This window comes from bacterium (genome assembly GCA_023230585.1).
Taxonomy (GTDB): domain Bacteria; phylum Ratteibacteria; class UBA8468; order B48-G9; family JAFGKM01; genus JALNXB01.
Genome location: JALNXB010000041.1, coordinates 1 through 16,018, shown reverse-complemented (window position 1 = coordinate 16,018; position 16,018 = coordinate 1). Strand labels below are relative to the sequence as shown.

9 protein-coding genes, 1 tRNA gene and 1 pseudogene are annotated in these 16,018 nt (G+C 37.1%); 5 read left to right on the top strand and 6 right to left on the bottom strand.

Annotation, left to right across the window (positions count from 1 at the left end):
• Nucleotides 1-83: 83 nt before the first annotated feature.
• Entirely contained in the window at nucleotides 84-1,412 is a 1,329-nt protein-coding gene (locus M0P98_07065; protein ID MCK9266619.1) for an amidohydrolase, read from the bottom strand.
• Between the two features lie 835 nt (nucleotides 1,413-2,247).
• On the opposite strand from M0P98_07065, the gene M0P98_07060 reads away from it, so the two are divergent.
• From M0P98_07060 to M0P98_07045, 4 genes and pseudogenes are all read left to right on the top strand, one after another.
• Nucleotides 2,248-3,813 carry a type I restriction-modification system subunit M gene (locus tag M0P98_07060; GenBank protein MCK9266618.1) on the top strand — a complete coding sequence of 522 codons (1,566 nt, stop codon included), beginning with the start codon at nucleotides 2,248-2,250 and terminating at the stop codon, nucleotides 3,811-3,813.
• A gap of 157 nt (nucleotides 3,814-3,970) precedes the next feature.
• A pseudogene (locus tag M0P98_07055) lies at nucleotides 3,971-4,087 on the top strand (cell filamentation protein Fic).
• Nucleotides 4,084-5,196: a restriction endonuclease subunit S gene (locus M0P98_07050; protein MCK9266617.1), complete on the top strand. Its 1,113-nt coding sequence runs from the start codon at nucleotides 4,084-4,086 to the stop codon at nucleotides 5,194-5,196. The pseudogene M0P98_07055 and the gene M0P98_07050 overlap by 4 nt, the downstream one beginning before the upstream one ends.
• Nucleotides 5,186-8,236, top strand: coding sequence for a type I restriction endonuclease subunit R (locus M0P98_07045; protein ID MCK9266616.1), 3,051 nt, complete (start codon nucleotides 5,186-5,188; stop codon nucleotides 8,234-8,236). Before M0P98_07050 ends, M0P98_07045 begins: the two co-directional genes overlap by 11 nt.
• A 118-nt stretch (nucleotides 8,237-8,354) precedes the next feature.
• On the opposite strand, the gene M0P98_07040 is transcribed toward M0P98_07045, so the two are convergent.
• From M0P98_07040 to M0P98_07030, 3 genes are all read right to left on the bottom strand, one after another.
• Nucleotides 8,355-8,426, bottom strand: a tRNA-Asn gene (locus M0P98_07040).
• A gap of 48 nt (nucleotides 8,427-8,474) precedes the next feature.
• Entirely contained in the window at nucleotides 8,475-8,774 is a 300-nt protein-coding gene (locus M0P98_07035) for a hypothetical protein (GenBank protein MCK9266615.1), read from the bottom strand.
• Nucleotides 8,775-8,893: 119 nt separating this feature from the next.
• Nucleotides 8,894-9,676 (bottom strand): alpha/beta hydrolase, encoded by a 783-nt coding sequence (locus tag M0P98_07030; protein ID MCK9266614.1) that lies wholly within the window; start codon nucleotides 9,674-9,676, stop codon nucleotides 8,894-8,896.
• 151 nt (nucleotides 9,677-9,827) lie between these two features.
• Between M0P98_07030 and M0P98_07025 the strand changes: the two genes are divergently transcribed.
• Nucleotides 9,828-10,424, top strand: a complete 597-nt coding sequence (locus M0P98_07025; GenBank protein MCK9266613.1) for a hypothetical protein — start codon at nucleotides 9,828-9,830, stop codon at nucleotides 10,422-10,424.
• A gap of 667 nt (nucleotides 10,425-11,091) precedes the next feature.
• Here M0P98_07025 and M0P98_07020 read toward each other — a convergent pair.
• Nucleotides 11,092-14,706 carry a hypothetical protein gene (locus M0P98_07020; protein MCK9266612.1) on the bottom strand — a complete coding sequence of 1,205 codons (3,615 nt, stop codon included), beginning with the start codon at nucleotides 14,704-14,706 and terminating at the stop codon, nucleotides 11,092-11,094.
• A gap of 208 nt (nucleotides 14,707-14,914) precedes the next feature.
• On the bottom strand, nucleotides 14,915-15,718 hold the full coding sequence (locus M0P98_07015) for a fumarylacetoacetate hydrolase family protein (GenBank protein ID MCK9266611.1): 804 nt from the start codon (nucleotides 15,716-15,718) through the stop codon (nucleotides 14,915-14,917).
• Nucleotides 15,719-16,018: the final 300 nt, after the last annotated feature.

The window sequence follows — 16,018 nt, the reverse complement described above, 5'->3', positions numbered from 1 at the left end:
TATGAAAACTATGGAATAAAACGCTCCTCGCAACGCCACAAAACGGCGACAAGGCAAGGATAAAAGTATTTACACTTATTTTATCAAGAGCCGGTATCAGGACTATGTTGTTTTAATAATAAAGGGTCAAATTTAAAATCTTTTGTTTTACTTTTAAATTCTTTTATAACCTTCCTAAGAAGGTTTTTATCTGTAAAAAGATCAAAAGCCGTTCCTGCAAACAATTCTGCTGCTTTCATCATACCTTTATGAGCAAAGGGTAAATTTCCTTGCATTGTAAAATCTCTATTATGGAATGTTGTATTCTGAGATACACAAGCAGTTCCAAATCCTCCAAGTGGAGACAACCAAGAGACAGTCGCTTCATCACTTGAAGCTCGCCCCGGTTCTCCTGCTACAACATTGGTATTTATATTGGTAGAAAATAATGGTTCTTTTCCAAGTGCTTTAATATTTTCTATATCGGAATGACTTATTTTATGAGGTCCAAAGAGTTGAAAGTTATCTCTAATGATTTCTGCTAAAGCCTGGTTAGGTAGAAAATTGTATATGGAAGTAATTTTAGAAACTGTCATTTCTGTCTCTGTAGCAATGGCAGCACCTTTAGCGCACAATATAAGCCGATGTGAAATTTCGTCTACTTGGGCTCTGTTTCTCCCTCTAACATAATACCAGATTTTAGAATACTCAGGAACAACATTTGGAGCTTTACCACCATCACATATTACTGAGTGTATACGAACATTTTCAGGGACGTGCTCTCTTAGGTAGTTAACAGCAACATCCATCAATATTGCGGAGTCAAGCGCACTTCTACCTTTATGAGGGCTACCTGCTGCGTGGGAAGTTCTACCTTTAAATTCAAAAATAAAAGAATCAAGAGCAGCCCCACCAGAAGTTTTAATAGTGTTTCTTGGGGAAGGGTGCCAACATAAACATACATCCATATTTTTAAACCCACCATCTCTTGCCATATACGCTTTACCAACAAGGGTTTCTTCTGCAGGGCAACCCCAATAAACGATTTTACCGGGAATGTTTTTTTCTTCAATAATTTTAGATATTGTTACTGCTCCAACAGCGGGTGCAACCCCAAGAAGGTTATGTCCACATCCGTGTCCATAGGTTCCTTTTTTCTTGCCACAATCAGGTAATGCGTCATATTCTCCGAGCATACCTATAACAGGTCTACCTTTCCCTTTTTCTGCTTTAAAAGCAGTAGGTAGAACCTTGAAAGGCCAAGTAATATTAAACCCGTTTGCTTCGAGATATTGGGCGATTAATTTTGAAGATTCTTTTTCTAATAGAGGCGGTTCGGCAAGTTCCCATATTTTATCAGATAATTTTATAGCAATTTCTTCTTCTTTTTTAGATATTTTCTTTATCAAGGTTTTCTTTTTATTTTTATCCATAATTAATTTTCCTATATATTTATATCTAACCTAATCTAAGAGTATTTGTTAAACATTTACCGGTGTTGGTAAGCAAATTTTTTACACTATCACAAAACAAATGTTTAAAAAAGAGTATATCATTTTAGAAATTATTTCAAATATTGTTTTGGTTAAATATTTATTGAAACCATATTTTTACATATATTAGAAGGCAGAGCCCCCATTCCGTCTTTGCGAGTGTTTCCCCTGTATGTCATTCCGGACTTGATCCGGAATCTCGCTTTTTACGTTGTCCTATTACCAGCGTGGATTAAGTTAGAGATCCTGAAACAAGTTCAGGATGGCAGAGTGTGATGAGCAGAAGGCAAAATTGGTAAGCCGTAGGCGGAAAAGGAATGGGAATAAACAATAGTGTATAGGATAAAGACGAGGATTACCACGTTGCAATCCCACAGAAAGTATTCGGGCTAAGACGCTCCTCGTAAGACAAGCAAAAAGCGTCGGTTAGCACCTCGTAATTCGTTCCTAAACACATACTTTTTTAACGAAATAAAAGACAAAAGCAAAGACATAAAGAAAAAAGCCCCCCTCACCTTGCATCCTCTCCCTCAAGGGGAGAGGCAAATAAGGAAAGATTGTCATTGCGAGCGAATACGAAGCAATCCCCTGAGGTTTGCGAAGTATTCCTCGGGGGTTTGCAACCAAGAGTGGTACAATTTCCTCAGAAATACTGTCGGGACAAGACTCGCTTATACTCTACACAAAATTGATTTTTACGGCAGAAAAGCGTAAAATTAACCTACACATAAAAACATCTTACCAACCCAACCCGTTTTTAATAAGAGGTAAAATAATGGCAAACAATTCTAACATACCAAGAGAAGAGGAACGGGCTGAACTACACCGAACAATCTGGAAGATAGCAAACGACCTTCGTGGTAGTGTTGACGGCTGGGACTTTAAGCAGTACGTTCTGGGTATCCTCTTTTACCGTTTCATAAGTGAGAACCTCATCAACTACATAAACAAAGAAGAGAGGCGTAGTGGCAACAGAGAGTTTGACTATACACAATTATCAGATGAAGATGCTCTCTTTGGCAAAGAAGAGACGGTACTTGAAAAAGGGTTCTATATTTTACCCAGCGAACTTTTTGTTAATGTTTGTGCAAAAGCTCGTACCGACGAGAAACTAAACGAAACCCTTGCCAGAGTGTTCCATAATATAGAAAATTCAGCTATAGGGTTTGATAGTGAAGACGATATAAAAGGGCTCTTTGACGACCTTGATGTCAACTCCAACAAACTTGGTAATACTGTTGAAAAGAGGAACGAAAAACTTGTAAAACTTCTGGATGCGATAGGTGACCTTCAGCTTGGTAATTACTCGGACAACTCAATAGACGCTTTTGGGGATGCTTATGAATTTTTAATGACAATGTACGCTTCCAACGCTGGCAGGTCAGGAGGTGAGTTTTTTACTCCTCAGGAGGTAAGCGAGTTACTTGCTCTGTTGACAACCGCTGGTAAGAAAGAGGTCAACAAGGTATATGACCCTGCCTGCGGGTCGGGTTCGTTACTCCTAAAATTTGCTAAAGTGCTCGGGAAAGAGAATGTAAGGATGGGCTTCTTTGGGCAGGAAATAAATCTAACCACATACAACCTGTGTCGTATCAATATGTTTCTACACGATATAAACTATAACCATTTTAATATCGCACACGGAGATACCCTTACAGACCCCAAACATTGGGACGATATACCCTTTGACGTTATTGTCTCTAATCCGCCTTATGCTATAAAGTGGGCAGGCGATAGTAACCCAATACTTATAAACGACCCCCGCTTTTCACCGGCAGGGGTTCTGGCACCTAAAAGTAAAGCCGACTTTGCCTTTACAATGCATATACTCTCGTGGCTTTCAACTGTTGGTACGGCGGCAATAGTTGAGTTTCCCGGGGTCTTATACCGTGGAGGTGCTGAGCAGAAGATAAGAAAATACCTTGTTGATAACAATTATATAGATACAGTTATACAGCTTCCGTCAAACCTTTTCTTTGGAGTAGGCATTGCTACCTGTATAATTGTACTTAAAAAGAGTAAAAAAGATAATAAGATACTCTTTATTGACGCTTCAGCTGAATTTGTAAAGAGTGGCAACAAGAACAAGCTTGCACCGGAGAATATAAATAAGATTTTGGAAACATTTATCGGGCGGAAAGATAAAGATTATTTTGCAAAAGTTGTTAGCAATAAAGAGATTGAAGATAATGATTATAATATATCTGTATCAAGTTATGTAATTCCTGAAGATACCCGTGAGGTAATAGATATTAAAAAACTCAACAGAGAGATTGCCGGGATAGTTGCAAGACAAAACGAGTTACGTAAAGATATAGATAAGATAGTATCAGAACTGTAAGGGCTTCCTGAAACCCTGCTAGGGTAAACAAGTTCAGGATGACAGGTTGGGGCGTTGGGTGACAGAGTGGGTGCTTGGGGTAACAAGATAGGAAGAAAAAACATGTTAAAGGTTGCGTGAATCAGTTGTTCGGAAATTCCGAACAACTGCCTTTGATGAAAAAGCTACTTCAGAGTACCGCAAGTATAAAGCAAAAAACCTGAGTGAGGTTGAGAAGGCGTATTTGGAAGCAATTAAAAATACTCAGAAAAAATTGGAAAAGAAAAAAATATGAATAAGATTGAAAAACTTCTTGCTGAGATGTGTCCTGACGGAGTGGAGTTTAAGAGTGTGCAAAAATTGCTTGATGAAAAATTGCTTTCAACTATTACTCCACCCAAAAAATTACCAAAGAAAAAGTATAATACGATCGGTAGGTTTCCAATTATTGATCAAGGACAAGACTTTATTGTTGGCTATACAGATGATATAAATGCTTTAATTTCTACTGAAAAGTATATAGTTTTTGGAGATCATACCGAAACAATAAAATATATAGATTTTACTTTTGCACAAGGTGCAGATGGTATAAAAATTATTAAGGTAGATGGTATATTACCTAAATATATTTATTATTCTTTCAATAATTTCTATAAAAAAACTGGAAAATATACAAGGCATTTTAGTTTCTTAAAAAAAATCAAAATCCCAATACCACCGTTGGAGGTACAGGAAGAGATTGTAAGGATTCTTGATAAATTTACAGAGTTGGAGGCAGAGTTGGAGGCAAGGAGGAAGCAGTACGAACACTATCGGGATGAACTTCTGACTTTTGGAGACAAGGTAGAGTGGAAGAAATTGGGTGAATTATTAGATTATGAGCAACCTTCGAAATATATTGTGCGGTCAGTCGAATATAATGAAAATTTTAATATCCCGGTTTTAACTGCTGGGCAAAGTTTTATACTGGGTTACACTAATGAGGAAGATGGAATTTATAAAGCAAGCGAAGAGAATCCAGTAATTATTTTTGACGATTTTACTACATCTTTTCATTGGGTTGCTTTTAATTTCAAGGTCAAATCTTCTGCAATGAAAATTCTTAAACCTAAAATTAACAATGTTGCAACTTTTAAATTTATTTATTACGCAATGAGATGTATACAATATACTTTTAAAGATCATATGCGACATTGGATTTCTAAGTATTCTAAAATCAAAATCCCGGTACCGCCTATATCTGAGCAGGAGAGGATAGTATCTATCCTTGATAAGTTTGATTCTCTTGTAAATAGTATATCTGAAGGGCTTCCTGCGGAGATTGATGCGCGCAGAAAACAGTATGAGTATTATCGGGACAGCTTGTTGACATTTAAACCATTGGGAAAGGAAGATGGAGAGTAATTATAAATTTAAACTTGTAGCAGAAAACCCTCAAAGCACTGTTGTGGCTGAATATACTCCGTTGTACCGAACTGCCAGAACATACCAGAGTGAAGCGGAGCTTGAACGGGTATTTATTGAGCAACTTTCATCTCAAGCTTACGAGTATATATCTATCACCTCTGAAGAAGAGCTTATATCCAACCTAAAAAAACAACTGGAAAAACTTAATAACTACACCTTTTCTGATACCGAATGGGACAGGTTCTTTAAGGCAGAGATATCTAACCCTAACCAGAGTATTGAGGAGAAGACCACTACTATACAGGAAGATTATATAAAAATACTTAAAAAAGATGATGGGACATTTAAGAATATTTATCTCCTTAATAAAGAGCATATCCACGAAAATACCCTTCAGGTTATCAACCAGTATACTTCTGAAGGGCTAAAAGTCAACAGGTACGATGTAACTATTCTTGTTAACGGGTTGCCTCTTGTGCATATTGAGCTTAAACGGCGTGGGGTTGATATTCAGGAAGCGTTCAACCAGATTAACAGGTACCAGAGGGAGAGTTTCTGGGCTGGGACAGGTCTTTTTGAGTATGTACAGATTTTTGTTATTTCAAACGGGACCTATACCAAATATTATAGTAATACTACCCGTTCTCAGCATATCAGGGAGTTGAGGGAAGGTTCAGTCAAAAGAGGGAAACGGTCAAGTAACAGTTTTGAGTTTACCAGCTGGTGGGCTGACTCTACCAACAAAACAATCCCTGATATTGTTGATTTTACTAAAACTTTTTTTGCCAAACATACACTCCTTAATGTTCTGGTCAAATATTGTGTTTTTACTTCTGAAAAACAGCTTCTTGTTATGCGTCCTTACCAGATTGTTGCAACTGAAAAGATTTTGAATAAAATCAATATCAGTACCAACTACAAAAAATGGGGGACCACAGATGCAGGCGGGTTTATATGGCATACTACAGGTTCAGGTAAAACACTTACAAGTTTTAAGACAGCCCAGCTGGTAAGTAAACTTCCCTATGTTGACAAGGTATTGTTTGTTGTTGACCGTAAAGACCTTGATTACCAGACGATGTGCGAATATGATAAGTTTCAAAAAGGGGCAGCCAACAGTAATACCAGTACTGCTATATTGAAACGGCAACTTGAAGATTCGTCGTCACGGATTATTATTACTACCATACAGAAACTCGACAGGTTTATAAGTTTTAATAGAGGGCATACAATCTTTGACGGGCATATTGTTCTGATTTTTGATGAGTGTCACCGCTCACAGTTTGGTGAGATGCATTCTGCCATAACAAAAGCGTTTAATAAATATCATCTCTTCGGGTTCACAGGGACTCCTATATTTGCAGAGAACGCTCCTTCCGGAGGTAAACCTGAGTTAAAGACAACTGAGCAGGCGTTTGGAGAAAAATTACATTCTTATACTATTGTTGACGCTATCTCAGACAGAAATGTTTTACCCTTTAAGGTTGATTATGTTTCTACAATGAAGGAAGCGGAAGATATTAAAGATGAAGAGGTCTTTGATATAGACAGGGAAGCTGTCCTTATGGCGTCTGAACGGCTTTCTAAGGTTGTTGGATATATCCTTGACCATTTTGACCAGAAGACCAAAAGAAATAGTTTTTATAAACTTAAAGATAGACGTCTTGCCGGGTTCAACTCTATCTTTGCGGTCTCTTCTATTGAGGTGGCAAAAAGGTATTATGCAGAGTTTAAGAAACAACTAAAAGATGTTGCCAGCGACAGAAGGTTGAAGGTTGCCCTTATATATAGTTTTGGTGTTAATGAGATGGAGAGTGACGGTGTGGTAGATGAAAATTCAGAGGATACCAGCGGGCTTGACCAGAGTTCAAGAGATTTTCTTGATGATGCTATCAAGGACTATAATAAGATGTTTGGGACTTCTTACGATACAACTTCTTTAAAATTTCAGAACTATTATAAAGATGTTAGTTACAGAGTGAAAAACAGGGAAGTAGATATTCTGCTTGTGGTAAACATGTTTTTGACGGGTTTTGACGCAACAACTTTGAATACCCTCTGGCTGGATAAGAACCTTCGTCTCCACGGGTTGATGCAGGCGTTTTCCAGAACCAACCGTATATTAAATAGTATCAAGACGTTTGGGAATATTGTCTGTTTCAGAAACCTTGAGGAAGCTACCAACAACTCTATTGCTCTATTTGGTGATAAGGAAGCCAGCGGGATTGTCCTGTTAAAATCTTATAAAGAGTATTATAACGGGTACTGGGAAGGTAATAAAAAAATTCAAGGATATAAAGAGCTGGTTGAGGAGTTATTAAAAAAGTTTCCTCTTGGGGTTCCTATAACTAAAGAGAAAGACCAGAAATATTTTATAATGTTGTACGGGAAGATTTTGAAGATGAGAAATATCCTTACTGCTTTTGATGAGTTTTACGGTAACGAACTTTTATCTCCAAGGGATATTCAGGATTACCATTCTGCCTATATAGACCTTTATAACGAGTTTCGTAAGAAGAAAGATGGCGAGAAAGAAGATGTTACCGACGATATTATATTTGAGATGGAGTTGATAAAGCAGGTTGAAATAAATATAGATTATATTTTAAACCTTGTTAAAAAATATCACGAAGACCATATTAAAAATAAGGAGCTTCTTGTTGATATTGATAAAGCGATAGGTTCGAGTGTTGAGCTTAGGAATAAGAGAGAGCTTATAAACCAGTTTATTAACTCTCTGGACGCCCATTCTGTTGTTGATGAAGAATGGCTTAAATATGTTAAGAAGAAAAAACTTGAGGAACTTGAGGAGATAATTAAGGAAGAAGCCCTTAACTCGGGCGAAACATACAAGTTTATAAGAAATTCGTTTAAGGACGGCAGTATTGCAACAACAGGTACCTCCCTGACAAAGGTGTTACCTTCTATGAGCCGTTTTTCTCCGGGTGGCGAGAGGGCAAAAAAACGGGAGACGGTTCTGGCTAAATTGATACAGTTTTTTGAGAAGTTTTTTGATATATCCAGCGGTAAGTTTTAAAAAACGGAGATTGCAACGTCGCAATTCCTCTAAAAACCTTCGGAATTAAACACTCCTCGCAATAACAAGCATAGGGAAACAGGAGAAAAGAAGTAGAGTAGGGGGTATTACCAATTAGCTCCGGCGGTAGGATTCGAACCTACAACCTTGCGGTTAACAGCCGCTTGCTCCACCATTGAGCTACGCCGGAATTAAATTATAAAATGTAATTATACCACTTTCAAAAAAAAAATACAAATTATTTTTTACAGGTTGAACAACTTGTTGGTGGTGCTGAGCAAGTTGAACACGATGACGAAGATGTTGAAGATGAAGCAATGCCTTGCTGTTCTTCTCTTTCTCTCTTTTTGTAATTCTCGCTTCTATGTTCTGTGGTATAAAAACCAACCCCTTTAAAAATAATCCCTCCACCAGCCCCTATTAATCTTTTTACTTTTCCTTTACATTTAGGGCATTTTGAGATAGGGTCATCACTCATCTTTTGAAATTTTTCAAAATTGTGTCCACATTTTTCACATTCATACTCATACGTTGGCATTTTAATCCTCCATTAAAAATAAAAACAGACTATATAAAAATAACCTTAAATTTTGTAAATGTCAAGGTTTGTTAAAAGATACTTTAAGATAATATAATATTTGTTTGTTTTTACCCATATTAAAACAGGGTATCTACAAAAAAAGAAGCGGTTTCTTCTATAACTGTTTTTTCAGAAAATTCACTCTTAAAAGTATGTCCACCTTCGTCTAATACAAGCAATTGCGGCATTAACGCTTTCTTATGAAAATATTTAAAGTAGGCAAGAGGATGTTCCATTGTAAGCACTTGATCGTCTTTTGTGTGAATTATTAGAACGTTGTTCTTATAATCTTTAGCGTTTTCAAGAGGATTAATCTGTTTTGTGCTTTTTAAGAACTCGTTGCCTATATAAAGTCCTTTATCAGGAAAATATGCCTTCCCTTTGGTTAAAAGGTTTTTTTTAGTTTCTGGAGTTAATTCTACTCTATCTGCAACGGTTCCAGGAAAAGCTAAGGGCGACCATAGAACCTGAGATTTTAAATTGAATAATGTGGCAAGATGAGTAGAAATAACTGCTCCCATAGATAGTCCAAGCGCGCCTATTTTTTTAGGGTCAAAAAGATTTTTGGAAGAAAGAAATTTGACAACGTTTTCTCCATCTTTGATTTGTGTTTTCAAAGTCATCTTTTCAAAACTACCTTCGCTATCTCCTGAGCCCATAAAATCAAAACGTAGTGAAGATATATTTTTTTTAACTAAAAACCTTGCAGTTTTGGTAAATATAAAATGGCTCTCTGATTTAGTGCCTGTAAAACCGTGGCACATAATTACCAATGGACAGGGTACTGTCTGATTATTTGGTGTAGTTAAAATACCTACTAAATTATATCTACCGCTTTTTATAGTAACAAATTGTTCCATTTTTTCTCTTCTGAATCTTGTTTTAAAACATTATAACAATCTAAACATTATACCATTTTCTTTACCTTTATTCCATTTTTTCTCTTTTTTGACAAAACATTATTTTTGTAGGATAATAGTTTTATTAACCAAAGAGAGGGGAGAAATAATAATGCAAAAGGAACGGCTACGAGATAGGAAGGAAAGATTTACAATAAACAAGAAGGGGACTCTTGAAGATAATATAAAAAAACTTGAATCAGAACTTGAAGTTACTTCATCGGGTGCGCCAAAGGTATATGATAAAATAGAAGATTACGAAAAAGCAAAACTGAAAGAAGAGAAAAAACGAGAGCAACAAACAGAAGTCGAAGAAGAGACTATACCTCCTGAACCAACCTATACGCCCCCTGTAAGTCGACCTTCGTACAGTTACAGCCAAAGTAGCCAACAAGATAGAGGTAAATCTGTATTTAAAAATTCAAAGTTTTATATAACTATTATTGTTATTATTGTTGCAGGGTTAGCGCTAACAAAAGCTCCTATTTTTCAGTACTTAACACCGTTTAGACACGATAAAGATTTTCCTCATATTCAGGTAGCTTTTAAATATTATAATAATCTATTAGGGAAACAGAAAAAACAAGCAACAATATTAAAAGATGATGTAAAAACAGTATTGGTGCCAATCCCTATGCAACAATGGGTTAACCTTGATGCTAACAAAAAGCAGATAGTTTTGAACGAGTATTTTGGTAGTGAAGATTGAGCAGAAGACGGAATGGGGGGGCTGTTAACAAAAGGTTCACCCTTTTGTTCTTCTAATCGCCCATTTTATGCCCAAACACCCAATTTTGTCATCCTGAACTTGTTTCAGGATCTCTAACTTAATCCACGCTGGTAAAAGGCACAACGTAAAAAAACGAGATTCCGGATCAAGTCCGGAATGACATGAATGGGGAGTCTAATTTTTTATCCTTACGTCTTTCGTTTTTTCTTAGCCTGCTAACTACACCCCTCACCCTTAATCCCTCTCCCTCAAGGGTAGAGGGCAAGAGAGGTGCATTCCTTTTCCGCCTTCGGCGAGATTGCCACGCTAATAGGCGCTCGCAAAGACGGAATGGGGAAGTAACGTATAAAAACAAAAGCATAAAGCCCCTCCACCTACGCCAAGGTATACCTACCGAAGCTTGTCTTTTAGCGTAGGTTGGCTTCGGCGGATAAACCTCATCCCATTAAACTCTCTGCAACCCCTTGGGGACTTACTACTCCAAACACTCCAAGGGGAGAAGGCAAGAGAGGTGCATTCCTTTTCCGCCTAACGGCGAGATTGCCACGCCAAAAAACGGCTCGCAAAAGACGGAATGGGAAAGTAACGTATAAAAACAAAAGCATACCCCCCCATACGCCTTTCTTTTATGTCTTTATCCTATACATTATTGTTTGTGTTCCATATAAAAATCAGGGCTCTCCATAGAAAAGAATGTAGGCATATTTTCTACTTTTACTTTACCGGGGTTAATACTTTCAAAACTCCATAGACCTGGTTTATCTTTAGGTATCTCTACCCATCCAAACGCTTCTACACCTTTTTCATACAATTCTCCCGCAGGCGTAAATAGGTTTGTTTCTCTCTCAAAAAATATTCTACCTTTCTCAGTTCCTTCTGGAACATTAAAGAATACTTTTGCAGGTGGATTCATTATAGGAGGTTTCCAACCTTCAGGCGCATAAAGAGCAAGAGGAATATGTTTATCTGTAAATATTGAGTACTCACCACTATTTACAATTTCAAGTTCATAATCACCACCGGGAGCATCTTTTGGAATACGTACTTTTGTTACACCAAAACTCTTCTCTTCAATTGAATGTAGGTCGTGCCCCATCCATATATACCTTAAGACTGTATGGGGTTTTAAAATAACCGAGTTGCCTATCACCCAAGGTTTTTTTATACCGTTTTCTTCTCTACCTTTAAAATGTTCAACAGATGCACTCTCTTCTTTTTTAAGAATAATCTCTGTAGATGTTTCATCTTTTCCCATAGGTGCATAATGCCCGGGAGATTTTATTTCGCCTGGTTTTTTAAAGAATACTTTTATGGAAGGTGTATCAACCCCAAAAGATATATAAGAAGATTTTTCATCATCTTTTGTTCGTTCAAGAACATCCATAGCCATAGGTAACCCTTTAAAATATCTTGGTATCTGAGAGACACAGGTCAACCTCATTTTCCCTTCAGCAACGTTTGTTAGCCGGTCACCAACAAGCCGACGTCTCCCATAATCAAACCTTGCTACAACAGAAGGCAACCTTGTCTCTTCCCATAAGAAGTACCCCATTATTCCAGTTGAGCGATTTTGATGAGGAGCTTTTGGAGGGTTGATTGCCTCTTTATCCCAGTTGTATTCAGCAATTGCTTTAGCCATATTGTAGAACAATCTATCCCCAAAAAGGTTATATAGTTCTACAAAAACATCTCCGTCTGTCTCCATTTTATATGTAGAACTTCTATGAGGGCGAGCTTTACTCAAAAGAACTGGGCTTTCTGGGTCATAAATATGCTGGTCTATTATCTCATATATCAACTCTTTTAGTCTTGGGTCCCAACTAAACTCATACGCCTGAGCGATATGTCTAACAGCAAGAATAACACGCCAATGGTTCTTAGAAACTGTTAGGTTCTCTTTTATTGCTTGAGCAAAATTTGACATTATATCTCCAGCTCGCCTTGAACCAGTAATATAATAATCAAGAAGTAGTTGGTCGTAGTTCACAACTGTCGCCTCTTCGTAGTTGTCTGCCTCCGTCTCCCAATATAAAGGTAAATCGGCTTTGCGGGTTCTTTCTGAAAGAGTTCCAGGACCTCCTGAACCGCCCAGGAGAAGTCCAGGGATTTTGTTAGAAGATTTCCAATGAGCGATATTGTTATCTAAAAAAGCCCTATTTGCTCCTTGCGCAAACTCTCTTATCCAACGGTCAGATGAACGTGCATATAGGTACCAACTATCTGAACGTATTGTATAACTTCCACTACGCCAAGAATGGATAATCCAATGAGGGCCAGCGTTATAATCTATAAACCCTCCAACAGGTCCGCCTAAACCATTAACTACTTTGCCCCAGAACAGGTTGTTTATAAGGTTCTCTTCGTTTGGATATTTTTCTCTATCTCTCGGATAAAATGGACCCAACGCCTTAGTTTCTCTTATCCAAAAAGGGTCGATATGAGCAAAAACCTCTTTTGAGTGAAGAAAACTCATCTCTGATGGGTTGTTATTACTACCGATAGGAGATATAAGTATGCTATGAGTTTTTGCCCATCCTATTGCGTTACTTTTATGTTTCGCAATAAAGGTAAGATATTTTTCAAGACGTTCATGCGGAATTTCCTTATAAGATTCCACTTTTTCTATTGGTAACATCCTCCAATTTTTCATTAAAGATTCCATCCTAAAATCGAGTTCTTTACCCGACTGTGAACTGAACAACTTAAAATTCAATCTATCACCAGCTATTTCAATCTCTTTAGGATGTTGAGAAGCGGTATCTTTGCAGGATAACAAAAATCCGCCGTTGGTGCCAACAAGAGCTGTCCAATCACCTATCTTGTCTCCTTTTAAAAGAGATTTACCACTATTTTTTTCGGTAACTTCAAAACTATCTTTACCGTGCAATTGAGGATACCACGCACTAACATAATTTTTTTCTCTGTTCCATCTTGGAATATTTAAAGGTTTTAAACCGAGAGAAACCCCTTCTTTTTGGAGTACACTTACTATTTCTTTACCTGATAGTGATACGGAAAATTTCTTCTCTATATCTTTTTTTTCTATTTTTTGTCTTTCAGTTTTTGGGTTTGAAGCGCCCCCTGAACCGCCCGGTTCATAATCAACTTTTCCGACTGAGTATTCGTCTTTTTCTGAAAATAATCCAAGGAGAGCATTGGGGTTGGTACCCGGCAAAACCTCAAACTCCCATCCTACATCTTTAAACCAAATTTCATTTGTATCTCTTGTTAGTAACAAGGTATGTACAAGTTCTGTTTCTGGCCTGCCAGCAGAAAACTTAAATCTTGTAATATGTCTGGCTGTCTCTTCTCCTTCTGCTGTTCTATAAACGCCTTCTATTTTTATTACTGAAGAGACAGGTCCTTTGGATTCAAGTTTTATTATAGAATCTTTCGCAGAAGCTTTAGACAACCTGTTTTTCTGGTCAATTAGGTAAAGTCCTCGAAATTTTCCTTCTTTTGCAATAACTTTTCCGTTCAGACGTATCTCTTTCAATAGTGCTCCGTCTTTACCAACAACATATTCTGCTACACCTGTGTTAACACGATACTCTTCTTTATCCTTTTCAACCTTTAAAGTGGGCGACAAAAGAGTTGAAGATTTATCTTTTGCTGGTTCTACAAATACCTGGTCACCTGTTTTACCGGAAACAAGAGTATCAACCCACAACCATTTAATAGAACCTTCTTCTGCCCACCTACCCGCGACTTCAAACTGTGAAGGTATTTCCTTACCTTTTAAATCAACCACCTTAAAACCTGCCTCATCCCACGCAGCACCACGAGGTAAAGGTAACCCAAAGGTTACAGGATATTTTTCAACAGAGTTTATACCGTCAGGGATATCTAATTTAACAGGTATTTTTGTAGTTGAAGCCAGTGGTTTTATAGGTTCTGATGAAACCCAAACTTCGCTCACCCCAAGAAGTTTATTGTTTGCACCTCGCCACTCAATATGAAGGAATGCTCCATCAATTTTCAAAGACCTTATATCCAACCTTACAAGTGCGCTTGGAGCAGATACTGAGTTTTTTACTTCCAACAAAGGTTTCTCTGAAATATCTCTTACCTTTACAATAAGATTAGTCTTGTCGAGGGGATTGATTTCCGTATTAAATTTTACCAGTATATCCAGCCATCTCTCTCCAGAATCAATCTTTTCTTTACCTGTATAAATTTTCAAGCCACCGCTACTGAATGCAGTTGGAGTTTCGTCCCATAAAAGGACTTGGGCAAGATTTGAAAATTCTATTTTTAGCATTTTGTTACTCCCCATACCTATCGAAGAAAAGCATATAAAAAATAGTATAAGAAGGTGTACGAAATTCTTTTGAATTCTTTTAAAACATTTAGTATTGTTACACATTTCTCCTCCTTTCTTTTTAGTTTCTCATCATTTTTTAGCGCAACCTTTAAACATTATGTATGTTGTTCCCATTATATTACCATTAAAAAAAGGTAGGGGACATTTATTTTTCTAACTCAACCTTATTTTCAAGTATACCTACACCTTTTATATCTACCTCAACGATATCGCCTTGCCTTAAAAAAACCTGCGGTGTTCTTGCAACCCCCACTCCAGAAGGGGTGCCTGTCATTATTAGGGTTCCCGGCAGAAGGGTCATCTGGCGTGAAAGATATGAAACTATTTCTGGAATATCAAAAATCAATTCTGATGTGTTAGATTTTTGCATAACTTTACCGTTCAACCTTGTCTCTATTTCAAGATTATCTGGCTCAATATCTGTTACAATATAAGGACCTATTGGTGCAAAAGTGTCAAAAGATTTTCCTCTTGCCCACTGTTTATCCAATTTTTTCTGGCAATCTCTTGCACTAACATCGTTACCACAAGTGTACCCAAGTATATAGTTCTTTACTTCATTTTTAGATATATGTTTTGCTTTCTTACCTATAACTATAACAAGTTCTGCTTCATAATCAACAAAATCAGGAGCTTCCTTAGGAAGTAAAATTGGTTGTTTATGCCCAGTAAGAGATGTTATTGCTTTTATAAAAATAACAGGGGCTGTAGGTATAGAAAAATCGCTCTCTTTTGCATGTAAAATATAGTTGAGCCCAAGAGCAATTATAGAGGGCGCATTTATTGGAGGTAAAAAAACTTTTACGTCTTTGATATTTACTGTTTTATCAGTTCTAACAATCTTTTCACTTAAAGGAGTACCTTCAATAATTGTAATTAAATCGTCTTCTAAAATACCATAGTTTCCTTGCTGTTCTGTTGCTTCTGATATTATTCTTACGTACTTCATTATCTTTCTCCTTCTATAAAATGTTAATTTTCTTTGTTGTTCTGTGTTTCGTTTGCTTTTTTTTATTAGTTTACCATACTGAACTTATTTTAGTAACCTTGCCTTGTCGCCGTTTTGTGGCGTTGCGAGGAGCGTTTAATTCCTATAGTTTTCATAGGAATTGCGACGTGGTAATCCTGTCTTTATCCTTGCCTTTTTCTTTTCTTTCGTTAAAAAAGTATGTGTCTATGAACGAATTACGAGGTGCTACTACAACTCAAGCAAGAATCGGGCTGTTAACAAAAGGTTCAAGCCTTTTGT